Source organism: Planococcus wigleyi (genome assembly GCF_014836985.1).
In the GTDB taxonomy this organism is placed as follows: Bacteria; Bacillota; Bacilli; order Bacillales_A; family Planococcaceae; genus Planococcus; species Planococcus notacanthi.
Genome location: NZ_JACSPU010000004.1, coordinates 279304 through 302788, shown reverse-complemented (window position 1 = coordinate 302788; position 23485 = coordinate 279304). Strand labels below are relative to the sequence as shown.

General features: G+C 45.5%; 25 protein-coding genes. 19 read left to right on the top strand and 6 right to left on the bottom strand.

Features of this window, described 5'->3' with window-relative positions:
* Window positions 1-501: 501 nt before the first annotated feature.
* Window positions 502-1482: a 4-hydroxy-3-methylbut-2-enyl diphosphate reductase gene (locus H9630_RS12895; RefSeq protein WP_191715881.1), complete on the bottom strand. Its 981-nt coding sequence runs from the start codon at window positions 1480-1482 to the stop codon at window positions 502-504.
* 130 nt (window positions 1483-1612) lie between these two features.
* Between H9630_RS12895 and H9630_RS12890 the strand changes: the two genes are divergently transcribed.
* The 5 genes from H9630_RS12890 (at window position 1613) to H9630_RS12870 (ending at window position 6075) form a co-directional block, all read left to right on the top strand.
* Window positions 1613-2908, top strand: a complete 1296-nt coding sequence (locus H9630_RS12890; RefSeq protein WP_191715880.1) for a DEAD/DEAH box helicase — start codon at window positions 1613-1615, stop codon at window positions 2906-2908.
* A 12-nt stretch (window positions 2909-2920) separates the two neighbouring features.
* Entirely contained in the window at window positions 2921-3814 is an 894-nt protein-coding gene (locus H9630_RS12885) for a deoxyribonuclease IV (RefSeq protein ID WP_191715879.1), read from the top strand.
* 235 nt (window positions 3815-4049) lie between these two features.
* The gene (locus tag H9630_RS12880) at window positions 4050-4817 is read left to right on the top strand and encodes a metal ABC transporter ATP-binding protein (RefSeq protein WP_191715878.1); all 768 of its coding nucleotides are present in this window, start codon (window positions 4050-4052) and stop codon (window positions 4815-4817) included.
* Entirely contained in the window at window positions 4814-5668 is an 855-nt protein-coding gene (locus tag H9630_RS12875; protein ID WP_191715877.1) for a metal ABC transporter permease, read from the top strand. Before H9630_RS12880 ends, H9630_RS12875 begins: the two co-directional genes overlap by 4 nt.
* Window positions 5665-6075: a Fur family transcriptional regulator gene (locus tag H9630_RS12870; protein WP_191715876.1), complete on the top strand. Its 411-nt coding sequence runs from the start codon at window positions 5665-5667 to the stop codon at window positions 6073-6075. Before H9630_RS12875 ends, H9630_RS12870 begins: the two co-directional genes overlap by 4 nt.
* Before the next feature lie 45 nt (window positions 6076-6120).
* Here the strand turns inward: H9630_RS12870 and H9630_RS12865 are convergent, their stop codons facing one another.
* From H9630_RS12865 to H9630_RS12855, 3 genes are all read right to left on the bottom strand, one after another.
* Complete coding sequence (locus H9630_RS12865; protein WP_191715875.1) at window positions 6121-6711, bottom strand: hypothetical protein; 591 nt, start codon at window positions 6709-6711, stop codon at window positions 6121-6123.
* A gap of 13 nt (window positions 6712-6724) precedes the next feature.
* The gene (gene ispG / locus H9630_RS12860; RefSeq protein ID WP_290185049.1) at window positions 6725-7852 is read right to left on the bottom strand and encodes a flavodoxin-dependent (E)-4-hydroxy-3-methylbut-2-enyl-diphosphate synthase; all 1128 of its coding nucleotides are present in this window, start codon (window positions 7850-7852) and stop codon (window positions 6725-6727) included.
* A 177-nt stretch (window positions 7853-8029) separates the two neighbouring features.
* Entirely contained in the window at window positions 8030-8554 is a 525-nt protein-coding gene (locus H9630_RS12855; RefSeq protein WP_191715874.1) for a DUF1189 family protein, read from the bottom strand.
* A 167-nt stretch (window positions 8555-8721) separates the two neighbouring features.
* On the opposite strand from H9630_RS12855, the gene H9630_RS12850 reads away from it, so the two are divergent.
* From H9630_RS12850 to H9630_RS12790, 13 genes are all read left to right on the top strand, one after another.
* Window positions 8722-10353 (top strand): Na/Pi cotransporter family protein, encoded by a 1632-nt coding sequence (locus H9630_RS12850; RefSeq protein WP_191715873.1) that lies wholly within the window; start codon window positions 8722-8724, stop codon window positions 10351-10353.
* Window positions 10354-10678: 325 nt separating this feature from the next.
* Entirely contained in the window at window positions 10679-11158 is a 480-nt protein-coding gene (locus tag H9630_RS12845) for a DUF456 domain-containing protein (RefSeq protein WP_191715872.1), read from the top strand.
* Window positions 11159-11304: 146 nt separating this feature from the next.
* Window positions 11305-11913 (top strand): superoxide dismutase SodA, encoded by a 609-nt coding sequence (gene sodA, locus H9630_RS12840; RefSeq protein WP_191715871.1) that lies wholly within the window; start codon window positions 11305-11307, stop codon window positions 11911-11913.
* A gap of 112 nt (window positions 11914-12025) precedes the next feature.
* Entirely contained in the window at window positions 12026-14203 is a 2178-nt protein-coding gene (locus tag H9630_RS12835) for a peptidoglycan D,D-transpeptidase FtsI family protein (protein WP_191715870.1), read from the top strand.
* 167 nt (window positions 14204-14370) lie between these two features.
* The gene (locus H9630_RS12830; RefSeq protein ID WP_191715869.1) at window positions 14371-15351 is read left to right on the top strand and encodes a PstS family phosphate ABC transporter substrate-binding protein; all 981 of its coding nucleotides are present in this window, start codon (window positions 14371-14373) and stop codon (window positions 15349-15351) included.
* Between the two features lie 75 nt (window positions 15352-15426).
* Complete coding sequence (gene pstC, locus H9630_RS12825; protein ID WP_191715868.1) at window positions 15427-16353, top strand: phosphate ABC transporter permease subunit PstC; 927 nt, start codon at window positions 15427-15429, stop codon at window positions 16351-16353.
* A 1-nt stretch (window position 16354) separates the two neighbouring features.
* Complete coding sequence (gene pstA, locus H9630_RS12820; RefSeq protein WP_191715867.1) at window positions 16355-17233, top strand: phosphate ABC transporter permease PstA; 879 nt, start codon at window positions 16355-16357, stop codon at window positions 17231-17233.
* 37 nt (window positions 17234-17270) lie between these two features.
* Window positions 17271-18074, top strand: a complete 804-nt coding sequence (pstB, locus tag H9630_RS12815; RefSeq protein ID WP_225218560.1) for a phosphate ABC transporter ATP-binding protein PstB — start codon at window positions 17271-17273, stop codon at window positions 18072-18074.
* An 18-nt stretch (window positions 18075-18092) separates the two neighbouring features.
* A complete protein-coding gene (gene phoU / locus H9630_RS12810; RefSeq protein ID WP_191715865.1) occupies window positions 18093-18752 on the top strand; it encodes a phosphate signaling complex protein PhoU in 660 nt (219 codons plus the stop codon).
* A 216-nt stretch (window positions 18753-18968) separates the two neighbouring features.
* Entirely contained in the window at window positions 18969-19118 is a 150-nt protein-coding gene (gene rpmG, locus H9630_RS12805; protein ID WP_006830468.1) for a 50S ribosomal protein L33, read from the top strand.
* A 65-nt stretch (window positions 19119-19183) separates the two neighbouring features.
* The gene (locus H9630_RS12800) at window positions 19184-19759 is read left to right on the top strand and encodes a 5-formyltetrahydrofolate cyclo-ligase (RefSeq protein WP_191715864.1); all 576 of its coding nucleotides are present in this window, start codon (window positions 19184-19186) and stop codon (window positions 19757-19759) included.
* Entirely contained in the window at window positions 19756-19953 is a 198-nt protein-coding gene (locus H9630_RS12795) for a YqgQ family protein (RefSeq protein ID WP_191715863.1), read from the top strand. Before H9630_RS12800 ends, H9630_RS12795 begins: the two co-directional genes overlap by 4 nt.
* Before the next feature lie 143 nt (window positions 19954-20096).
* Window positions 20097-22001, top strand: coding sequence for an LTA synthase family protein (locus tag H9630_RS12790; protein ID WP_191715862.1), 1905 nt, complete (start codon window positions 20097-20099; stop codon window positions 21999-22001).
* 78 nt (window positions 22002-22079) lie between these two features.
* Here H9630_RS12790 and H9630_RS12785 read toward each other — a convergent pair whose 3' ends face one another.
* Entirely contained in the window at window positions 22080-22262 is a 183-nt protein-coding gene (locus tag H9630_RS12785) for a DUF2759 domain-containing protein (RefSeq protein ID WP_191715861.1), read from the bottom strand.
* Window positions 22263-22413: 151 nt separating this feature from the next.
* Here H9630_RS12785 and H9630_RS12780 point away from each other — a divergent pair, with 151 nt between their 5' ends.
* Complete coding sequence (locus tag H9630_RS12780; RefSeq protein WP_191715860.1) at window positions 22414-23052, top strand: MBL fold metallo-hydrolase; 639 nt, start codon at window positions 22414-22416, stop codon at window positions 23050-23052.
* Window positions 23053-23123: 71 nt separating this feature from the next.
* On the opposite strand, the gene H9630_RS12775 is transcribed toward H9630_RS12780, so the two are convergent.
* Window positions 23124-23366: a DUF2626 domain-containing protein gene (locus tag H9630_RS12775; RefSeq protein WP_006830462.1), complete on the bottom strand. Its 243-nt coding sequence runs from the start codon at window positions 23364-23366 to the stop codon at window positions 23124-23126.
* Between the last annotated feature and the right edge of the window lie 119 nt (window positions 23367-23485).

Sequence of the window (23485 nt, the reverse complement as noted above, 5' to 3'; positions counted from 1 at the left end):
ATGTGCAGTTTTTCTTTTTGAGCTCTAACCATCATTTTAGGAATATTGATTTTCCATCTTAGTTATAGGTGATAAAGCGATCCAATAAGAGGACCGCCATTTTCATGGGATTCAGGCACTAGCGTAGAAGCGATCATTGCAATAAGGATGATTGCTGCAAACGATGAAATGACAGCTTGTATCGATTCGGAGGATTGGTACAGCAGCGGTTAACCGACAAGAGAACTAGAGTTTGGAAGCAAACAGAACCTGTCCCCATATGAATAAACTCTTTATCTTGATGTATCCTCCTTTTTTGAGGCTTACCGTATTGGATATTCCTTCCGGCAAGTAAAATAACAAGGCCAGACTCTCCACCCGAACATGCAGGTTTTTCCTTGCCATCGCCAAATCGTTTTCAGTGCATGCCAAGTGGGGGTCAGCAAGTTAATTTCGCATAGCCGTGGAACACAAAAAAGCTGCCCTAAAAGTCGGGAAACGACTTCTGGGGCAGCCTTTATTTTATTCGCCTACTGGATACGGCTCAATGCGATCCGAAGGTTTCGGGTGCTTGATTTTAGGAAGAATCTTATTAAGCGGTACAGAGCGTGTCAGTGCATGTGTGCTCGGATCTGCCGGGTCATAAAGATCCAAGAACTTCATGACTTCTTTGACAATCGGTGTCGGTGTAGAAGCTCCAGCTGTAATGCCGACAGTTTCCACGCCTTCAAGCCATTCCAATTTCAGTTCAGACAGGTCAGAGATACGGTAGGCTGGAGTGCCCGCGATGTCCTGTGACACCTGCGCCAAACGGTTTGAGTTATTGCTCATCGGGTCGCCGATGACGATCAATAGATCCGCTTCGCCTGCTTGCTGAGCAACAGCTTCCTGCCGAACCTGAGTAGCCAGACAGATTTCTTTATGGACTTCTGAATGCGGGAATTTTTCTTTCAGGCGTTCCATCATATCGACAACGTCCCATTGGCTCATGGTCGTCTGGTTGGTGACGATGATTTTCTCTGAGTCGATCTCCAGGCGGTTGACGTCTTCGACGGTTTCAACCAGGTGAACCATATCCGGAGCGACGCCGATTGCGCCTTCCGGTTCCGGGTGTCCGCTCTTGCCGATATAGACGATCTGATAGCCGTCAGCTGTCTTCTCACGAATCAAATCGTGCGTCACGGTGACGTCGGGGCACGTAGCATCTATCGACACCAAACCTTTCCGTCTGGCTAACTCACGGACTTGTGGAGAAACACCGTGCGCAGTAAAAATGACGGTGCCGGTTTCAACTTTCTCCAGAATTTCAAGCCGGTTGCTGCCGTCCAATGTAATGATGCCGTCTTCTTCGAACGCATCCGTTACGTGTTTATTGTGGACGATCATTCCTAGTATATAAATGGGGCGTGGCAAACTTTCATCCATCGCAGCGTTCTTAGCGATAACCATGGCATCCACCACTCCGTAGCAATATCCTCTTGGCGATATTTTCATAACCTTCATCAAGTACCGCGCTCCTTTCAAAATCATACATTCATTATAACGGAGATGGCGCAGCTTTACAAAAGTTGCATCGCGTAAAGACACCATTTTATGCTATAATGGCTAGAGCGTAAGGAGGGAATTTAATCCCATGACAAAATTCAACGAATATCCATTCAAACCCTTCCTATTGGAAGCGGTAGAAAAACTCGGTTTTACAGAACCGACACCGATCCAAAAGGAAATGATGCCCCATATACTGAAAGGCTCAAGTGCAATTGGACAATCCCATACAGGGACTGGCAAAACGCATAGTTTCATTATCCCGATCGTAGAACGTATCGACGTCAGCAAACAGGAAGTGCAGGCGGTAATTGCAGCACCGACGCGTGAACTTGGAACGCAGATCTACAATGAATTGCAGAAATTGGTTGTCGGATCAGGCATTGAAGTGAAATCGTTTATCGGTGGAACAGACAAGCAACGTTCAATCAACAAATTAAAGACTCAGCCGCATATCGTCATCGGAACACCGGGCCGTTTAAAGGATCTGGTTAAAGAAAACGCCTTGTTGGTTCACACAGGCAAAATCCTGGTTGTGGATGAAGCCGATTTGGCTTTTGATATGGGCTTTATTGAAGAAATCGATCAAGTAGCCGGCAAAATGCAGGAAGACTTGGAAATGTATGTCTTTTCAGCAACAATTCCTGAAAAGTTAAAACCGTTCCTGAAAAAATACATGGAATCACCGGTACACGTGAAAATCGGCGACAAACTGCCGACCGCTGACGGCTTGGACTTCTACTTGGTGCCAGTCCGCAGCAAAAAGAAAATGGATCGCCTGCAGGATGTCATGAAAGTGATCAATCCGTATTTGGCAATCATTTTCGTCAATACCCGTACGAATGCTGATTATGTCGCTGACCAGCTGGCAAGAGAAGGCATCCGTGTCGGCCGTGTCCATGGCGACTTGGCTCCACGTGAACGCGTCAAAATGATGCGCCAGATCCGTGACCTTGAATACCAATACATCGTAGCGACAGATCTAGCAGCGCGCGGAATCGACATCCAAGGCGTCAGCCATGTCATCAACTATGAACTGCCGGAAGACCTGGAGTTCTTCATCCACCGTGTCGGCCGTACGGCCCGTGCAGGAATGAAAGGCGTAGCCATTACCTTGTTCAAGCCGGAAGACGACGACGCAATCGTGCGCATTGAAAAAATGGGCATTCCATTCCAGCAAAAAGACATCGTCAAAGGCGAATTCGTCGATTTGAAAGAGCGCCACAGCCGGACGACCCGTACCAGAACGGCGAACGAAGCGGACGCGAAAGCGAAAACGATGGTCCACAAACCCAAAGCGGTAAAACCGATGTACAAGAAGAAAATGAAGTGGAAAATGGACGAAATCAAAAAAATGGAACGACGCAAAAATCGTAAAAAGTAAGGAGATAGTTTCATGCTATTAGGATCTCACGTATCGATGAGCGGCAAAAAGATGCTGCTTGCAGCAAGCGAAGAAGCTGCTTCCTACGGAGCGACAACATTCATGATCTATACGGGTGCGCCGCAAAATACACGCCGCAAACCGATTGAAGAGCTGAATATCGATGCAGGGCTTGCCCATATGGCTGCCCATAATTTAACGAACATTGTGGTCCATGCACCGTACATCATCAATTTAGGCAATACCCAAAAACCTGATACATTCGCACACGGTGTTGAATTCCTTCAAAAGGAAATTGAACGGACAGCGGCTCTTGGCGCAAAACAAATCGTTTTGCATCCAGGTGCCCATGTCGGAGCCGGGGCGGATGCGGGGATCGCTAAAATCATTGAAGGTTTAAATGAAGTCTTGACGCAGGATTACCCGGTCAATATCGCATTGGAAACCATGGCTGGAAAAGGCACGGAATGCGGCCGCAGTTTTGAAGAAATCGCTGCGATCATCAATGGCGTTACACATAATGACCGCCTGTCCGTGTGCTTCGATACCTGCCATACACATGATGCGGGGTATAACATCAAAGAAGATTTCAATGGAGTCCTTGAAGAATTCGACCGCATTGTCGGAATCGACCGCCTTCAAGTGCTGCACATCAACGACAGCAAAAACGTTCGCGGAGCGGGCAAAGACCGCCACGAGAACATCGGCTTTGGAGAAATCGGCTTTGATGCTCTAAACGGCATTGTCCATCATCCTGACCTTATGCACGTGCCGAAAATCTTGGAGACGCCGTATGTCGGACTGGATGCCAAAAACAAAAAGCCGCCTTATGCCTTTGAAATTGAAATGTTCAAAGCAGGCATCTTTTCTCCAGGCTCCATCGAAGATTTGAAATCTCCTCTATAAGCAGGAAGGCAAAAGGCGGAAGCTGAAGATGACCCCGATTTTAGGGTTTGTCTTCAGCTTCTTATTTTTCATTAATGCCAGCAAGGAAAGACATTTGGCAAGAAGCGGAAGCAACCCCTGTAGAAAATGGCACAATAAAGTTAATTAAGCTTAATCTATTTACATTAGCCATAAACTCTACTATAATTTCTTAAGGTAAATCGTAATCATTATTAATTAGAAAAGAGGCGACACAATGGTCGCGCCATTAATTGACATTAAAGACATCAGTTTTGAATATGAACAAACAAAAGCGCTCGATAATATTTCCATGAAAGTGGAAGAAGGCGACTTTCTGGCCATCCTGGGCCCAAACGGTTCCGGAAAATCGACGTTATTAAAAATCATGCTGGGGTTGATCAAACCGAGCAAAGGAAAGATTGAATTGTTCGGTGTGGATGCGAAAAATTTCAAGAACCGTGAATGGATCGGCTATGTTTCGCAGAAATCGAATTCCTTCAATTCCGGATTTCCGGCGACTGTAGAAGAAGTGGTTGCAGGGGGATTGGCCAAAAAGACCGGATTGTTCCATCGATTGCCGAAATCGTCTCATCAGCAAGTGGCTGAAGCGTTGAAGGCGGTCGGAATGGAGGACTTTATGGGCAGAAGCGTCAGCGAACTGTCAGGCGGCCAGCAACAGCGGGTCTTCATTGCCCGTGCGCTTGTTGCCAAGCCGAAAGTACTGATCCTGGATGAGCCGACTGTCGGTGTGGACCATCAGAATGTCCAGGCTTTCTATGATATGCTGGCTTCTCTTAACCGGGACCAGAACATCACTTTAGTGCTGGTGACACATGACGTCGATACGGTGACAGACCGCATCACCCATGTAGCCTGCTTGAACCAGACCATCCATTTCCACGGATTCAAAGAACAGCTTCACACGATGAGCGATGAACAGCGCGAAGCGTGGTACGGCCATTCTGTCCGGAAAATTCATCATATCGGAGGAAGCCACGCATGATCGATGCTATATTGTCTTACGAATTTTTACAGAACGCTTTTGCAGCGGGGCTAATCATCGGCGTTATTGCACCGCTTCTGGGCGTCTTTATCGTGGTCCGCAGGCTTTCGCTGATTGCGGATGCGTTAAGCCATGTGACACTTGCGGGAATTGCAGGCAGCTTGTATTTAAGCCAAAGTGTCGCTTCACTGGCGATGTTGAATCCGTTGTTTCTCGGAATTGCGGCATCTGTCGGCGGTTCGGTGCTGATTGAGCGTTTGAGAAGCTTGTATAAACATTACGAAGAACTGGCCATTCCGATTATTTTGTCTGCGGGCATCGGCTTTGGTGCCATCTTTATTTCTCTGGCACAGGGCTTCTCAAACGACTTGTTCGGTTACCTCTTCGGATCGGTATCAGCTGTCAGCAGGGAAGACCTGTCGATTGTGGCAGGGATTGCCGTCGTTGTTCTGGCATTCATCTATTTCTTTTTCAAGGAATTGTTTGTTTTGTCTTTTGATGACGAATACGCACGGGCTTCAGGACTGCCCGCGAAATGGGTTCATTTTATGTTCATGATCGTCACGGCTTTGGTCATTGCGGGTTCGATGCGCATCGTCGGCATCCTCCTGGTTTCGTCATTGATGACGATTCCAGTCGCAACAGCCATGCGCGTCACCAAAAGCTTTAAACAGACCATCATCATGTCCATCGTTTTTGGCGAAATTTCCGTCATCACGGGATTGGTTACCGCTTTTTATTTCGACTTGGCGCCGGGAGGCACGATTGTTGTTACATCCATTTTTCTGTTGCTATTAGTAATCGGCTATAAGAAAATCACGGTTTCACTTAATAAAGGAGCGATCGCATGAATTTATCCAATGCATGGACGATCTTGAAAGAGAACGGATTTAAGGAAACGTCCAAACGCAATCAGATTCTGGAACTGTTCGCCAATGACGAACGGTATTTGACGGCACGGGACTTGCTGGATGTTATGCAGAAGGATTATCCGAGCATGAGTTATGATACGGTTTACCGGAACTTGGCGACGTTTGTGTCACTCGGCATTTTGGAAGAAACGGAATTGTCAGGTGAACGGCATTTCCGTATGCAATGTGAGAGCGACCATCATCACCATCATTTTATTTGTATGGACTGCGGAAAAATAAAAGAAATACCGGTTTGTCCGATGGATATGCTGGGCGCGGCATTGCCTGCCTATGAAATTGCCAATCACAAGTTTGAAATTTACGGGAAATGCCCGGAATGCAAATAAAAAAGCGAGAGTGGGGAAAACCCACTCTCGCTTTAATTTTATATATTAGTTGCCGCTCAATGTTTTCTGGACGCTGAATTCATTCTTTACCCATTCATTGGCTTCGACCCAATCATAAACGCGAATGACCTTATCAGGAATTGGTTGGCGGTTATAAGGTGTATCGAATAACAAAACGGGAATGTCCAGTTCTTCAGCAATTTCGACAGCATTGTCATGCTTGTCCTCGAAGAACAGATGGACATTATGGCGTCGGGCTGTTTCGATTTTCTTATGGGAACCAATCAATTCGATATGGTCATAGGCAATGGCATGCTCGGCAAACCATTCAAACGTAACGTCCCGGACATTGTCGCCGCGGGCGGAAATGTAATACAGCTCGTATTGGTCTTTCCAGTCGTTCAGGATATTCTTGGCGTTTTCGGAAACGGGGGAAGCCGCGTAAATCCGCGGCTCGGAATCCCGGAACCAAGAATAGAATTCACCTTGCGACAAATGGGGAAGAGCTGCCGTCAAATCGTATTCCTTGATATCATCCAAAGTCAATTTGCTTTTGAACTTTTCATTTATGTGAGGGATCAGCGACGTTGGAGAAGTCACTGTCCCATCTATATCAATTCCAAAACGGTATCTCAATCTGCTCACAACCTTATGCTTGTTGTTGTTCCATTTCTTTTTCTTTCTTTTCTGCAGCTTGCTTCGCGAAATATTCTTCCGCCAATTTGTCGATTTCGATCTTCAATTCATCAACCATTGTTTCTTCAGGCACTTTTCGGACGGTTTTGCCGTGCATGAACAGCAAGCCTTCTCCACGAGCACCAGCGATGCCGATATCCGCTTCACGTGCTTCACCCGGTCCGTTTACTGCACAGCCGAGAACAGCCACTTTCAATGGCGCTTTGATGTGGGAGATGTATTCTTCCACTTCGTTGGCGATGGCGATCAAGTCGATTTCGATGCGTCCGCAGGTCGGGCATGAAATCAGTGTCGCTGCGTTTGAAGAAAGACCGAAAATCTTCAGCATTTCACGTGCTACTTTAACTTCCTCGACCGGATCTGCACTCAAGGATACGCGCAGCGTGTTGCCGATGCCTTTTGCGAATAGGGCACCGAGGCCGGCAGCGCTTTTTACTGTGCCGGAAAACAGCGTTCCCGACTCGGTGATGCCTAGGTGCAATGGGTAATCGAAAGCTTTTGAAGCTAATTCATAGGCTTCGACAGCTAAGCTGACATCCGAAGCTTTCAATGAAACGATGATGTCATGGAAATCCAGGTCTTCCAGGATCTTAATGTGGTGAAGGGCACTTTCAACCATGCCTTCAGCTGTTGGATAGCCATATTTCTCAAGGATTTTACGTTCCAATGAACCGGCGTTGACACCGATGCGGATTGGGATGCCTTTTGCTTTTGCCGCGTTGACGACAGCTTCCACTTTTTCGCGTCGGCCAATGTTGCCCGGGTTGATGCGGATTTTGTCTGCGCCTTGTTCAATGGCGATCAATGCCAATTTATAATCAAAATGAATATCTACTACTAAAGGAATATTAATCCGTTCTTTAATGGCGCCGATTGAATAGGCAGCACGTTCATCCGGGCAGGCGACGCGGACAATCTGGCATCCCGCTTCTTCCAAACGCAGGATTTCAGCTACAGTGGCTTCCACATCGTGTGTTTTCGTTGTAGCCATACTCTGTATAAATAATTCATTACTGCCGCCGATCGTCAAATCTCCGACTTTTACGGGGCGTGTCTTTGAACGGTGTGTCATTTCGCTCATGAAAAAATCTCTCCTTTTTGATGATGGCCTGTTCTATCGGCTCATATATCTTCGTCCGGCATACTAGTGAATACTCCAGAAAGTGCCGGCTCTTTTCCTGTACCTATAGCCATTTTAGCAGTGTCGCTTGCCAAAAGACAAGAAAGACGGCTGTTTCCTGCATTTCTTTACATAAAATTAACGTGGTTGGCGTTTCTGTTGCATAGGGGGCTTTTTCGGGTAATACCCGATCGCCAAATACAAATAGAGGATAGTCAGCAGGCTGGTAATCAGCGAGACGGCAAAACCGAGATCCCAAAAGCTGAGAATGAATGCCAATAATGTCGGAATTGTGACGCTGAGAGCGGTGGTTCTCCACAAGTGCCTGTATTCACCGCGGCGCTTTCTAAGGTTGAGGATTGCCACTGCCACCAATGCGAACAAACTGATTTTTATAAAATGGTAAAGTGTAGTGGAGACAAACAGAAAAACCAAAGCGAACGGATACAGGAGCCATTCAATTTCTTCCACGAACTCAACCAACCCATCGATATTGCCTGTGGCATCGCCCAAACCGAAGACCCATTCGGCAAATGAGACAATAGTTAAGATCGCGATAAAGACGAAAATAAACTGCATGATTTTGCCGATGGTCATAATACGGACGGCTGCCTGCTTTTTAGGTTCCATCAGGCTTGCCTTAAATAATTGATAAAGATTCACGTACATCTTCCTTTCATCTATAGAACAATCGTAACACGATAGAAGAAGAAAAAAACGGCGCTTTGTTACGGGAATGTAAATTTTCAATAAAGGTGTTTACAATTCCTTAGTGGACTATTCATAATAGGTTAGGTGTTCAAGTTAAATTTAGGAGTTGATCGGAAATCGTGGAGACGAACTGGCAAGAAATGCTCTTTACATTTTTTGGAGGACTTGGATTATTTCTATTCTCCATTAAATTTATGGGTGACGCCCTGCAAAAAGCGGCAGGAGATAGATTACGGGGAATATTGGATCGCTTTACCACTAACCCGTTCATGGGTGTTCTGGTAGGGATTGCGGTTACGATATTGATCCAATCTAGTTCTGGTACCACCGTAATCGTTGTAGGATTGGTCAGTGCCGGATTTATGACTTTGAAACAGGCGATTGGCGTAATTATGGGAGCCAATATCGGGACAACCGTCACCGCCTTCATTATCGGTCTGGATGTAGGCGCTTATTCATTGCCAATTTTGGCATTAGGCGCAGTTTTGATTTTCTTCTTTAAAAAGAATAAAATTCAAAATATAGGTGAAGTTGTATTCGGTTTTGGTGGTCTCTTCTATGGTCTTGAATTGATGAGCGATGGCATGAAACCTTTGCGTGAATCGCAAGCTTTCATCGATATGACCATCAGTCTAAGCGAAATGCCGATTCTTGGCGTAGTGGTCGGGACAGTCTTCACTTTAATTGTCCAAAGCTCGAGTGCTACGGTTGCTATATTGCAGGGTCTTTATTCCGAAGACGTGCTGAGTCTTGCAGCTTCATTGCCAGTGTTGTTCGGTGACAACATCGGAACAACCATAACCGCAGTCCTTGCAGCACTAGGTGCTTCTATTGCAGCCCGCCGTGCAGCAGCTGTCCATGTCTTGTTCAACGTGCTGGGAAGTGTTATCTTCTTGATTCTGCTGATGCCGTTTACCGCATATGTTGAATGGATCTCTGGAATCTTGAATTTAGAACCGAAAATGCAAATTGCTTTTGCCCACGGAACGTTCAACGTTGCCAATACGATCATCCAATTCCCGTTAATCGGAGCATGGGCTTATCTGGTAACTAGAGCAATCCCGGGTGAAGATGTAACAATTGAGTTTAAACCGAAACATTTGGATATCCACTTTATTGAACAATCTCCATCGATCGCGCTTGGACAGGCGAAAGAAGAAGTGCTTCGAATGGGTGAATTCTCCGTTCAAGGGCTTCAGGAAACGTATCAATACTTAAAAACGCAAAGCAAGAAACACGCTGAAACCGGTTATCAATTGGAAGATGCCATCAATAACCTGGATTCGAAAATCACCGATTACTTGGTCATGATTTCAGCGGAATCTCTTTCTGCGGCTGATTCCACACGCCACACAATGTTGATGGAGACAGTACGCGACATCGAACGTATCGGTGATCATTTTGAAAACATTATCGAATTGGTCGACTACCAAATCAACAACCGTGTCAACATCACAGCGGATGCGGTAGAAGATCTGGATGAAATGTTCACTTTGACGATCGCAACGGTTCAAAAAGCACTTTCTGCTTTAAACACAACAAGCCATGAATTGGCTCGTGAAGTAGCAGAACAGGAAGACCTGATTGATAAAATGGAACGCAAATTCCGTAAAAAACATATTTTGCGTCTGAATGAAGGAAAATGTACAGCGCAAGCTGGAATCGTGTTTGTCGATATCGTCAGCAACCTGGAACGTATCGGTGACCACGCTGTAAACCTTGCAGAAGCGATTTTAGGCAACCGTGCATAAAGAAAAGCGGAAGCGCCTGACTAAAGGAACGCAAGCTAAAAACGCGCCTTCCTGCCGCAACGCTTGCATGATCCGCATCCTGCGGACCTCCGACAGGCTTAAGGCAGTTTGCCGAAGCGGCGTTTTGTGCCGCACAGGCAAGCGGACTTAAGACCCCGAGGTTCTAGGCGCTGTTGCTGGACAAAAGAAATGCGGAAGCGCCCGTACTAAGTTTTGAACAGAATAACTGGTTTTAACCACGGAAAAGCTCTTTTTCATCCTGCTTTACATTTTAAAAAATGTAGGGCACGATGGAAGAGAGCTTTTTATATAGGGAGGAATACAGATGGAGATCATCGGCTGGATTGTCATTCTGCTTTGTTTCGTGATTGGTTTCATCGGTCTGGTTTATCCGATTATACCGGCGGTTCTGTTTATTTTTGGAGGTTTTGTCATGTACGGGCTGTTTTTCAGCTTTGGTGATTTGCCATGGTGGTTCTGGGCGATTCAAAGCCTGTTCGTCATTCTGCTGTTCGGAGCGGATGCCATCGCCAATGCGTTCGGTGTCAAAAAGTTCGGCGGCTCGAGAGCCGGTTTGTGGGGAAGTACAATCGGCTTGATCATCGGTCCTTTTATCATTCCGATTATTGGTATTTTGATTGGCCCATTCGTTGGTGCCATTATCGCCGAGCTTTTGTTCAATAAATCTTCGTTGAAGAAGTCCTTCTATTCCGGAATCGGTTCGGTTGTCGGATTTATCACGTCGGTTTTCACAAAAGGAATCATTCAGATTGTCATGGTCGCTATCTTCCTTTTCACTATTTGAGACGGACTGGTTCCACAGCCTGCTAAATCAGGTGAATTCAGTCAAAGGTCTGAATAAAAGGATTTGGCGTGCATTATGTTTGTATAGGCCAGATAATTTTGATAGGCTAAGAGAGTAGACCAATAGACTCAAGGAGGAATTTTATCATGGCATATGAATTACCGGAATTACCTTACGCGTACGACGCACTTGAACCGCACATCGACAAAGAAACAATGAACATTCACCACACAAAACATCACAACACATACGTAACTAACGTAAATGCGGCTTTAGAAGGCCACGAAGATCTTGCTTCAAAATCTGTGGAAGAATTGATTTCTGATTTGAACGCAGTACCTGAAGAAATCCGCACTGCAGTCCGCAACAACGGCGGAGGGCATGCCAACCACTCATTATTCTGGAAACTATTGTCTCCAAATGGCGGCGGCAACCCAACAGGCGCTCTTGGAGAAGCAATCAACAGCAAGTTCGGAAGCTTTGACGAATTCAAAGAAAAATTCGCTGCAGCCGGCAAAACCCGTTTTGGTTCTGGATGGGCTTGGCTAGTTCTTTCTAACGGCGAATTAGAAATCACTTCAACTCCTAACCAAGATTCACCATTGATGGAAGGCAAAACTCCATTACTTGGCCTTGATGTTTGGGAGCACGCTTACTACTTGAAATACCAAAACAAACGTCCGGATTACATCAACGCTTTCTGGAACGTTGTAAACTGGGAAGAAGTTTCAAACCGTTACGAAACTTCGAAATAATTGTCACGAATTGAAACTTTGCACACACTTTTTCGTCTGAAAAAGTGTGTGCTTTTTTTTATGTGGTGCTATACTGATAAGTGGATATTTTTGCGAAAGGAGAAACCGCCTCATGAAACCGCCTCAAAAAAGACGCGTTTCGCTTGCAAGAGTGAAATTGCAGTCCAATACCGTCTTTCGGATGAATATCCTCTTTTTCACTATCTTCCTCTTGTTTTCTGTATTGATCCTCCGTTTGGGCTTTCTCCAAATCGTTAAAGGAGAAGACTATGCGCGTGCCATTGCCAGGACTGAAGAAGTTCCTGTCAATACCAGCGTGCCGAGGGGGCGCATTTTTGACAGCGAAGGCCGGATTCAAGTCAACAATACACCGGTCAATGCCATTACCTATACGGCGATGCAAACGACCAAAAGAGAAGAAATGCTGACAGTGGCTAAAGAATTGGCTAAATTGATCGAAAAAGACGATGACAAAGTGACACTCCGTGATAAACAGGATTTTTATATACAAATGAACACAGAAAGTGCCAACAAAAAAGTCACGGATGAAGAAAAAGCGGCCATCGCCGCTGAAGACATTCCGGAAAAGGAAAAGCAACGCAAGCTTGATGCATTAGTCAGAGAAAAGATCACGGACGAAGAATTGGCTACTCTAAGCGCTGAAGACTTGGAAGTTCTCGCCATATACCGGGAGATGACTTCAGGCTACGCACTGGCCCCGCAGATGATCAAAAATGAAGACGTCTCGGATGAAGAGTTCGCCCGAGTTTCTGAACGGTTGACGGATCCGAAACTCAAAGGCGTCAACACGGTAACCGATTGGAAACGTGTCAAATCGAGTGATTTAACCATACTTGGCAGCACGACCACTCCTGAAACTGGAATCCCCGCCAATAAACTTGAATATTACCTGGCACGCGATTATTCACGCAATGACCGCGTCGGGACCAGTTTTCTGGAGCAGCAGTATGAAGACGTGCTGCAAGGCCAAAAGTCGGTTGTCAAAAATGTTACGGATGGCAGAGGCAGCGTCATCGAAACCATACCTGTAGATGAAGGCAAAGCAGGGAAAGACCTGGTTCTGTCCATTGACAGCGAATTGCAAAGTGAACTGGAAAAAATTGTGGAGGACAAGTTGTTGCAGTTGAAGGCCGGCCCAAGTTCTAAACTGGTCAAAGACGCATACCTCGTCATGATGAATCCACAGACCGGTGAAGTGCTTTCCATGGTAGGCAAACGCCTGGGCAAAGATGAAAACGGCAAACAGATCATCAATGATTATGCGTTCGGCAGTTTTACAGCTTCCCATGAAATGGGCTCGACTGTTAAAGGAGCTACGCTGTTGACCGGGTATTCGCAGGATGCTGTCGAATTGAATGAAGTTCAAATTGATGAGCCATTGAAATTCGCCGGTACAGCTCAAAAGAATTCCATTTTCAATACACGATTATTCAACCGTATTCCAATGACGGATTTGATGGCCATCGAACGTTCTTCCAACGTTTACATGTTTAAAATTGCCATGAAGATTGCAGGAGCGGAATACCAGTATAACCGGGGGCTGTATGTATCGCCAGAGAGTTTTGCAACTATGCGGAATTCATTCGCACAATTTGGTTTAGGCGTCAAAACCGGCATCGACTTGCCGAACGAAGCCACCGGTTATATGGGAGGAACCTCTCCAGGCGCCAAACTGCTCGATTTGGCAATCGGGCAGTTTGATACCTATACCCCTCTTCAATTGGCTCAATACATTTCGACAATTGCCAATGATGGATACCGTATGGAGCCTCATGTGGTCAAGGAAATCCGTGAAGCAACCCGGGACGGAGAATCACTCGGCCCGATCGAAACCATTATTGAACCCAAAATCCTTAACCGCATCAACAATTCGCAGGAAGAAATTGAACAGGTGCAAAAAGGGATGCGCAATGTGTATGTTGGCAGCTCAGGATCAGCGCGTGCGCAATTCAGTGATGCACCTTATACTGCCGCCGGGAAAACCGGAACCGCAGAAGTTTATTTCTACGAAAAAGACCACGAAATGAACGGCCAATATGCGATCAATATTGCACATGTCGGTTACGCTCCTTTCGACAATCCGGAAATCGCTTATGCCGTCGTGATTCCATATGTGACAACCGATCCGAAAAACGTCCCGAAGGCGAATAATGAAATTGCCCGGGCTGCAGCGGATAAGTACTTTAAATTGAAAAATAAAGAAGCGCAGGCAGCATCCAATTCAATAAAACCGCCGTACAGCGCTTCAGTTGAAGTGGAAGGCGAATAACCGCAAGCCCCCAGGAACGTCTCAGTATGAGAATTTTCCTGGGGGCTTTATTAATTTGGCGGAACTTCAATTTACAATTTCTTAACACAGCGTTTATATGTTCTCAACAATCAGTCTTTATAGTAGAGAATGTAAACAAACACTAACCTGTAGGGGGAAACAGCAAAATGAGAAACTGGAAATTCGCTATGGCATCAACAATTCTTGGTTCGGCAATGATTCTTGGTGCGTGTGGAAGCACGGATGAGAATTCGGAAAGTACGGATACCGGCACAGAAACGCAAGAAACCAGTTCAGATACAGCTGGAGAAGAAGCAGTAGTTGAAGGAACTGTGTCAGGTGACGGCTCTTCTACCGTTGCGCCGATCATGGAAGGCATTGTTGAAGAATATGCAGGAGCTCAACCGGATGTTCAAGTGACAGTCGGTACATCAGGGACAGGCGGCGGATTTGAGAAGTTCATCCAAGGCGAAACAGATTTCTCCAATGCTTCGCGCCCAATTAAAGAAGAAGAGGCTGCCAGCCTTGAAGAAGCGGGAGTTGAGTATACGGAGTTCCAATTAGCTTTTGACGGTTTGTCCGTTGTGGTCAGCCAGGAAAATGACTGGGTGGAAGATCTGACCGTGGAAGATTTGAAAAAACTATGGATAGAAGACGGCACTTCAAAAAAATGGTCGGACCTCAATCCGGAATGGCCGGATGAAGAAGTGGTCTTTTATGCACCGGGAACAGACTCTGGAACATTTGATTACTTCAACGAAGTGATTCTTGAAGATGAAGACCTTGTCAGCTCAGCTACACTTTCTGAAGACGACAACACATTAGTGCAAGGGATTCAGGCAGATCCAAACGCTATCGGATTCTTCGGCTATGCCTATTACGTAGCGAATCAGGATACACTGAAAGTTGTTTCGATTGATGGAGTGGAGCCGAACAATGACACCATTGAATCAGGCGAATATTCCCCATTATCACGTCCATTGTTCACCTATGCGAACAATGCAGCATTGACCGAAAACGAAGCAGCTTATGATTTCATGAAATATGCACTTGAAAATGCTGGAGCTATGGCAGAAGCAGTCGGTTATGTAGCTTTGCCGCAGGAAGATTACGACAAAGGCTTAGCAGATTTAGAAGCATTGAAATAAGAACAAGATCCAGTGTAGTTTAGTCTGAGGGTGAGCAGCCACTGCTCGCCTTTTGGGGTTGAAAGGGGATTCTATATGCGACCATCTGTGCAGGAAATGATCGCGCAGTCGAACGGCAAGAAAAACAAGAAAGTGATCGAAAAGATCATTCCAATTATTTTATTTCTCATCGCTTCAGTCTCGGTTTTGACATCCATCGGCATTGTTTTGACATTGATTGTGGAGACCGTTACATTTTTCACCCGTGTTCCATTTTTTGATTTTATCTTTGGCACCACTTGGCTGCCATTTTCCAATAAAGAAGCCCAATTCGGCATTTTGCCATTAATCGTCGGTACCTTGAAAGTAACGTTGATTGCTGTCATCGTCGCAGTGCCGATCGGCATTTCAGCTGCCATCTATTTGAGTGAATACGCCAGTGAAAATGTCCGGCGTATCCTGAAACCGGTTCTTGAAGTATTGGCTGGCGTTCCGACGATTGTCTATGGATTCTTTGCATTGACTTTCGTGACGCCGGTGCTGCAGGCAGTATTCCCGGAAATCAAAATTTTCAACGCCATTTCACCGGGGATCGTTGTCGGCATCATGATCATCCCAATGATTGCGTCCTTGTCGGAAGACGCCATGTCTTCTGTACCGAAAAGCATCCGTGAAGGGGCATTGGCGATGGGCTCGACTAAATTTGAAGTAGCCTGGAAAATCACAGTGCCAGCTGCGCTTTCAGGAATTATTGCATCGGTGGTTCTTGCGGTATCCCGGGCAATCGGTGAGACCATGATCGTTTCACTTGCGGCAGGTTCCACCCCAAGGCTTGATGGGGATTTTACCGGGTCGATCCAAACGATGACCGCCTATATCGTTCAGGTTTCCAAAGGAGACGCTGGATACGGAACGACCATTTACTATTCCATTTACGCTGTAGGATTCACGCTGTTTGTCTTTACGATGGTGATGAACATCCTTGCCGGCTACGTCTCGAAACGTTTCAGGGAGGAATACTGATATGAGATACATTGAACAACAGACCGTCGTCAAACGGATGAATGGCCGATTGATTGCCAACAGCATCTTCAAATACATCTTTCTGGCAGCGACGCTGATCGCCTTATTGGCATTGGTGATTCTGCTTTACCGGATTGTGACGCAAGGGGCGGGGCACTTATCGATCGAATTTTTGACCAACTTCGCTTCCCGCTTCCCCGAAAAAGCCGGCATTAAAGCGGCTCTCGTCGGATCCTTATGGCTGATGTTAGTGGTGGCGCCGACTTCCATCATTCTTGGTGTCGGTTCAGCCATCTATTTGGAGGAATACGCAAAACAAAACCGCATCACTACGTTTATCCGCATGAATATCTCCAATCTGGCGGGGGTTCCGTCCGTGGTTTTCGGTTTGCTGGGACTGACCATTTTCGTCCGTGCACTGGCACTCGGAAACAGTGTATTAGCCGCCGGTTTTACCATGAGCCTATTGATCTTGCCGGTGATCGTCGTGGCGTCGCAGGAAGCAATCCGTTCTGTGCCGGGTGAATTGCGTGATGCCTCTTACGGCATGGGTGCAACAAAATGGCAGACCATCGTCAAAATCATCTTGCCTGCCGCAATCCCGGGCATTTTGACTGGCAGCATTTTGGCGCTGTCGCGGGCAATCGGTGAGACAGCTCCTTTGATTGTCATCGGCATTCCAGTCATCATTCAGTTTTTGCCAGCAGGTGTCATGGATACATTTACCGCGTTGCCAATGCAGATTTATGATTGGTCCAGCCGTCCGCAGCAGGAATTCCAGACAGTGGCAGCAGCTGGGATCATCGTATTGATGGCCGTCTTGCTGTTCATGAATTCCATTGCTGTCATCATCCGCAACAAATTCGATAAACGTTATTAAGGCAAATTATGTGGAAGGGGTTCTGCAAATGACCACCATGGTTACTAAGAAACCACCAATGGAGAACACAATGACCGAGTCTGCAAAAAAGGCTGTCTATGAAACAAAGCAACTCAATCTTTGGTATGGCAGCAACCATGCCCTTAAAAATATCGATTTGGAAATTATGGAAAATGAAGTGACTGCTATTATCGGGCCTTCGGGCTGTGGCAAGTCGACCTATATCAAAACCTTGAACCGCATGGTAGAGTTGGTGCCTTCAGTGAAGACATCCGGCGAAATTCTCTACCGCGGACGAAATATCTTCAACCACGACTATGGAGTGGAAGAACTTCGCACGCGGGTGGGAATGGTTTTCCAAAAACCAAACCCATTTCCGAAGTCAATTTATGACAATATTGCTTATGGGCCGCGCATCCATGGCATCAAGAATAAGAAGATTCTTGATGAAATTGTCGAGAAAAGCTTGCGCGGGGCTGCCATATGGGACGAAGTGAAAGATCGTCTGAATGAAAATGCTTATAGCATCTCCGGCGGCCAGCAACAGCGGATTTGCATCGCGCGCGCCTTGGCAATCGAACCTGACGTTATCTTGATGGACGAACCAACTTCTGCGCTCGACCCAATTTCAACCTTGAAAGTGGAGGAATTGGTTCAGGAGCTGAAAAAAGACTATAGCATCATTATTGTGACGCATAATATGCAGCAGGCCGCGCGGATTTCAGACAAAACCGCATTTTTCCTCAATGGGGAAGTGGTCGAGTATGACCATACAGACACGATCTTTTCGAATCCTTCGGACAAACGGACGGAAGATTACATTTCAGGAAGATTCGGTTAATGACAGGAGGCGGAAATTTTGTCGGTACGTGAAAAATTCGATGTTGAATTAAAGACCGCACAGGAAGAATTGATTGTTTTGAGTACGATGGCGGTCAATGCCTTGAGCAAATCCATGGAAGCATTGGTGACGCAAGACGTCGATGCAGCGCTTGAAGTGATCGAAGACGATAAAGACATCAATCAGATGGAAGAGTTCATCAACGACCGGGTTATTTTATTGATTGCCAAGCAATCTCCAGTTGCCACCGATTTAAGGCGCTTGATTGTGACGATTAAAGTGGCTTCGGATATGGAGCGTGTTGGGGATTATGCAGTCAATATTGCGAAAGAGACCATTCGCATCGGCAAGCAGGAGTTGCTGCCGCAAATCGGGCATATTCAGCAGATGCAGAAGTTGGCTGTGGCCATGCTGCGCCAGGTCATTGATGCATTTGTCGAAGAAGACATCGTCAAAGCAAAAGAAATTGCCGAACTCGACGATCAAGTAGATGAATTGTACGGTGATGTGATTCGCAGGCTGATGCGTGAAGGCGGAGAAAACCCCGAGAAGCTCAGCCAAATCACCCAATTGGCGTTTATCAGCCGCTATATGGAACGGTCGGCTGACCATGCCACCAATATTGCGGAACAACTGTTTTACCTGGTCCGCGGACAGCATTACGATTTGAATAAATAAGAGAAAGCATTATCTGCAGGCTTAGCGTTCTTTTAAATGGCCTCTGCAGTAAGAACAGTTGCCGGGAGTAAAAAGCTCCTGGCAGTTTTTTTATTTAAAAGCTTCAATTTAGTGGGATTTTACAGTAGACTTTGCTTTGAAATATGCTATAATAATTAAGTCGTATAGATCACGCTTATTTATAAATGATCTTTGAAAGAATTAGGAGGGATACCGATGCGTGTTAACATCACTTTAGCTTGTACAGAATGTAGCGAACGTAACTACAGCACTGTTAAAAATAAGCGCAACAACCCTGAGCGTCTTGAAATGAAAAAATATTGCTCACGTGAAAAGAAAATGACAGTACACCGTGAAACAAAGTAATAACATTGATTGCCAAAACCTGCAGAGGTTTTGGCTTTTTTCTTTGTAGAGGAGATGGTGCTGATATGGAAAAAATTTCACAGCGAAAAAAAGTACTCGCTTTGCTCAATCAAATGACAGAAAAAGAATATAGAAGAAAGTCTGAGGCGATAATCAGCCGGTTATTGGAGGATCCTGCATTTTTAGCAGCGGAAACCATCGGCATGACCATTTCTGCATATCCAGAAGTTGACACACTCGATTTAATGGAAAAATGCTGGGCAGCAGGCAAAAAAGTGGCGGCCCCGAAATGCCATCCGGCTACGAGGGGAATGGATTTCCGGATCATCGACAGTTTGGATCAGCTCGAAGTTGTTTACATGAAGCTGCAGGAGCCGATTGTTTCAGGAACTGTGTACATAAAACCGGAAGAAATTGATCTGTTGATCGTACCGGGTGTCGTCTTTTCGAAGGAAGGTTATCGAATTGGCTTTGGGGGAGGCTATTATGACCGTTTTTTGGCCTTTTACAAAGGGGCGACTCGCTCTTTAGCCTTCGACTGCCAGATAGCGGATGCGATACCAGTGGAAGTTCACGATATGCCTGTACAGGGAATATACACCGAAAGCGGTTTGATTGATACGGGGGCGGTGGACAAATGAAAAACTTATATGATGTTATGCAGTTACTGAAGCGCTACGGCACGATCATCTATACAGCTGACTATAAAGCGGATCTTGAACTGATGGAAGATGAAGTCAAGGAACTGTATCGCATGCAGTTTATTTCGGCTAAAGAATTCGCATCGGCCATGCTTATTCTTCGCCAGAAGAGATCAGAATATGATAAGAAATAAGTTCGGTTAACGAAACTTATTCGTAGTTCATTCGTCTAGAATAAGGGTGATTACTTCATATGCTATTAAAAATCTCTTATACTGTATTATTATGATGCAATCTCAACTACTTTTAGTCAACCGAATAAGGAGGCTGTGCGGGAATGTTGAAAAAAGAATGGCCTAAGCATTCAGTACTGGCAATAGCCATTGTCGCAACATGGCTAAAAACATACATTGTTTATAAGACCAGTTTTTCGATCACCATTGACAATGTTTTGCAGGAATTCATCTTGTTTATCAATCCTTTGAGCATGCTGTTGTTCATCTATGGGATATCACTGTTCTTTAAAAGTGAAAAAGCCAAAAATCGTTATTTGATTGCTGTAGCAGCTATTACATCGATCGTCCTTTATGGAAATGTCGCCTTTTACCGGTTTTTCAATGATTTCATCACCTTGCCGGTATTGTTTCAGACTGAAAACTTCGGCGATTTGGGATCAAGTGCGGCTGCCAGCATTTTTTGGACGGACCTCTTGTATTTTGCAGACTTGGCCATCATTTTGCTTGCGATCAAATTCATTTCAACCAAAGCGGGTATAGCTGCTTCTACATCGGTCCAGCGCAAAGCCTATTATGTCTTGGCGCTAGCGGTCCTGTTCTTTAACTTGGGGCTGGCTGAAGCGGAACGTCCTCAATTGCTGACGCGCAGCTTCGACCGGGAGATGCTGGTGAAAAACCTGGGGATGTACAATTATCATCTATACGATATTTACATCCAATCCAAATCTCAGGCCCAACGTGCTTTAGCGGACGGCTCTGAATTGGTCGAAGCCAATAACTATGTGCGCGCCAACCAAATCGACCCTTCAGAAGATATGAAAGGCATTGCCGAAGGGCGCAACTTGATTGTTGTGACATTGGAATCACTGCAGAGCTTCACCATCAACAGTGAAATGAATGGACAGACCATCACGCCATTTTTGAATTCGCTGACAGAAGATGAAGATACGATTTATTTCGAGAATTTCTACCACCAGACGGGATTGGGGAAAACTTCGGATTCGGAGTTCTTGCTTGAAAACTCCCTTTATCCATTGAGTGGTGGTGCGGTTTTCTTTACGCACAGCGGGAATACCTTCAATTCCATGGCTGAAAGCCTCGGTGAAAATGGTTATTCAACAAATGTACAGCATGCCAATACGAAGAGCTTCTGGAATCGTGATATTATGTACGAATCGATGAATATCGATAAATTTTATGATATCGAAAGCTTTGAAATTGGCGAAGGCGAAGCGGTCAACTGGGGAATGAAAGATATTCCGTTCCATGAGCAATCGGTCGAACACATGACTGAAATGCAACAGCCTTTCTACAGCCGTTTGCTGACATTGACGAACCACCATCCGTTTACATTGGATGAAGAAGATAAATTGATCGATGAATACGATTCCAATTCAGGAACCTTGAACCGTTATTTCCAAACATCGCGTTATTTGGATGAGTCAATCAAAGTCCTGTTTGAAGAGTTGAAGGAAAAAGGCCTATACGAAAATTCGATTATCGTCATGTATGGGGATCATTACGGAATTTCCGAGAACCATAACGAAGCCATGACCCAATACTTGGGAGAAGAAGTGACGGATTTCACATCTGCTGAATTGCAGAAAGTACCTTTCTTTGTCCACATTCCCGGATATGGGGAAGGCTATGTTGACGATGAAGTCGGCGGCCAGATCGACATGCGGCCGACAATCATGAATTTGATGGGCATGGACACGTCGAAAGATATTCAGTTTGGCGGCGACTTGTTCTCTGAGGAGCATGAAGAATTTGTCATCTTCCGCGATGGACGCTTTGTGACAGATGAAGTCGTTTACGCAGGAAATGTCTGCTATGACAAAGAAACCGGTGAACCGGCTGAACAGGAACTGTGTGCACCGTATATTGAGCGGGCGTTTACCGAACTCGAGTATTCCGAGTCGATCATCAATGGCGACTTGCTGCGTTTCTACGATGAAGAAGACGGGCAGTTGACCACGATTCCAGACGTCGAACTGGAACAATAAAAAGAGAGAGCGCTTTGCGCCCTCTTTTTTTTTTGAATGAAAAAAGCCGAGCGTTTGACGGCATCGGCTTTTTCTTGATTAATGAAGTGCTGGTGGATAACCTTGCGTGATAAGTGTTGCAATAGTGAAGCCGCCAAAAATTACTAACGTCCCAAAGTTAAAAAGAAAACCGAGGATTTCTTTGTTTTTAAGCGTTTGTAATGTGCCGACAGCTGCAAGAATTGCAATAAGGCCAAAAATAACTAGTAACATCCAACTCATCGATGACACTCCCTTCAACTTAAACAGCCAGTGCCGCTTTGTTCTCTTTATATTGTAAAGATATTCCGCTGTTTTGTCGAGGACAAAAAGTGTCAGTATGTTGACAGTCCTTCCGGTGCATCATGGTATAATTGGGCAGAGGTGAAAGAAAATGCTGAAAATCGACCAAATGGAGCTGGGACCTGTCCAGACCAACTGTTACATCATCTCGGATGATCAGAAAGAATGCCTGATTTTCGATCCGGGAGAAGAAAGCGCAAAGATTCAGGCGCTGGTTAAAAAGAAAAACTTAAAACCGATCGCCATTTTGCTTACGCATGCCCATTTTGACCATATCGGGGCAGTGGATGATATACGGGAACATTATTCGATTCCGGTCTACCTCCACCATCTGGAAAAGGAATGGCTAAGCCGGCCGAATTTGAACGGATCTGGAAAATACGGAGCGTTGCCGGATTACCGTATCAAAGACGCGGATGTATTATTGACTGATGAAAAACACCTGCAAATCGGCTCATTCCATATGGACATCTTCCATACGCCTGGACATTCCCCGGGAAGCGTCAGTTTCTCTTTTGGAAAAGAAGGCTTTGCCATAGTTGGAGATACACTTTTCCGCGGAAGCATCGGACGGACAGATCTTATCGACGGCTCTGAGAAAAAACTGCTGCAGTCCATCCAGGACTCGTTGCTGACACTTCCCGAGCATATGATTCTATATCCAGGTCACGGCCCGGAAACGACGCCCGAACAGGAAATGAAGAGCAATCCGTTTCTTCGTGGATTGTAAGGCATGTAACTAAAAAATAAAAGGTGCATCGGATTTCTCCGATGCACCTTTTATCATTGAATTCGTATTGATTAGTGCCCAGCACCAGGAACGTGGATGAACGTAGAGTAATAAGTGAAGCCTACGAAAAATACTGTCAAATAGGCGCCAAAAATATACAAATACATGCGTTCAGAAATATTTAAGAATCCAAGAAGAACAAAAAATCCGGTGTTAGCGACCATTAATAAAGATACTTCAACCATATCGCCTACATAAAAGAGAACTGCAAATATACCAGTCCACCATCCCATTAACTTGAACATATTATTCATGGGTAATCCCTCCTTTGCCACAACACAATAATCTCTCATTCATTATATAGGATAGGCAGTGAATGTGTAAACAGCGAGTTGGTCTTTCTTTGTGACAAACACGTGTACGGCTGTTTTCA

Bases quoted from the DNA above. Each gene is read 5' to 3' on its own strand.
- H9630_RS12895 (WP_191715881.1), bottom strand. From the start codon at position 1,482: ATGAAGGTTATGAAAATATCGCCAAGAGGATATTGCTACGGAGTGGTG.
- H9630_RS12890 (WP_191715880.1), top strand. From the start codon at position 1,613: ATGACAAAATTCAACGAATATCCATTCAAACCCTTCCTATTGGAAGCG.
- H9630_RS12885 (WP_191715879.1), top strand. From the start codon at position 2,921: ATGCTATTAGGATCTCACGTATCGATGAGCGGCAAAAAGATGCTGCTT.
- H9630_RS12880 (WP_191715878.1), top strand. From the start codon at position 4,050: ATGGTCGCGCCATTAATTGACATTAAAGACATCAGTTTTGAATATGAA.
- H9630_RS12875 (WP_191715877.1), top strand. From the start codon at position 4,814: ATGATCGATGCTATATTGTCTTACGAATTTTTACAGAACGCTTTTGCA.
- H9630_RS12870 (WP_191715876.1), top strand. From the start codon at position 5,665: ATGAATTTATCCAATGCATGGACGATCTTGAAAGAGAACGGATTTAAG.
- ispG (WP_290185049.1), bottom strand. From the start codon at position 7,852: ATGAGCGAAATGACACACCGTTCAAAGACACGCCCCGTAAAAGTCGGA.
- H9630_RS12845 (WP_191715872.1), top strand. From the start codon at position 10,679: ATGGAGATCATCGGCTGGATTGTCATTCTGCTTTGTTTCGTGATTGGT.
- sodA (WP_191715871.1), top strand. From the start codon at position 11,305: ATGGCATATGAATTACCGGAATTACCTTACGCGTACGACGCACTTGAA.
- H9630_RS12835 (WP_191715870.1), top strand. From the start codon at position 12,026: ATGAAACCGCCTCAAAAAAGACGCGTTTCGCTTGCAAGAGTGAAATTG.
- H9630_RS12830 (WP_191715869.1), top strand. From the start codon at position 14,371: ATGAGAAACTGGAAATTCGCTATGGCATCAACAATTCTTGGTTCGGCA.
- pstC (WP_191715868.1), top strand. From the start codon at position 15,427: ATGCGACCATCTGTGCAGGAAATGATCGCGCAGTCGAACGGCAAGAAA.
- pstA (WP_191715867.1), top strand. From the start codon at position 16,355: ATGAGATACATTGAACAACAGACCGTCGTCAAACGGATGAATGGCCGA.
- pstB (WP_225218560.1), top strand. From the start codon at position 17,271: ATGGTTACTAAGAAACCACCAATGGAGAACACAATGACCGAGTCTGCA.
- rpmG (WP_006830468.1), top strand. From the start codon at position 18,969: ATGCGTGTTAACATCACTTTAGCTTGTACAGAATGTAGCGAACGTAAC.
- H9630_RS12800 (WP_191715864.1), top strand. From the start codon at position 19,184: ATGGAAAAAATTTCACAGCGAAAAAAAGTACTCGCTTTGCTCAATCAA.
- H9630_RS12795 (WP_191715863.1), top strand. From the start codon at position 19,756: ATGAAAAACTTATATGATGTTATGCAGTTACTGAAGCGCTACGGCACG.
- H9630_RS12790 (WP_191715862.1), top strand. From the start codon at position 20,097: ATGTTGAAAAAAGAATGGCCTAAGCATTCAGTACTGGCAATAGCCATT.
- H9630_RS12785 (WP_191715861.1), bottom strand. From the start codon at position 22,262: ATGAGTTGGATGTTACTAGTTATTTTTGGCCTTATTGCAATTCTTGCA.
- H9630_RS12780 (WP_191715860.1), top strand. From the start codon at position 22,414: ATGCTGAAAATCGACCAAATGGAGCTGGGACCTGTCCAGACCAACTGT.
- H9630_RS12775 (WP_006830462.1), bottom strand. From the start codon at position 23,366: ATGAATAATATGTTCAAGTTAATGGGATGGTGGACTGGTATATTTGCA.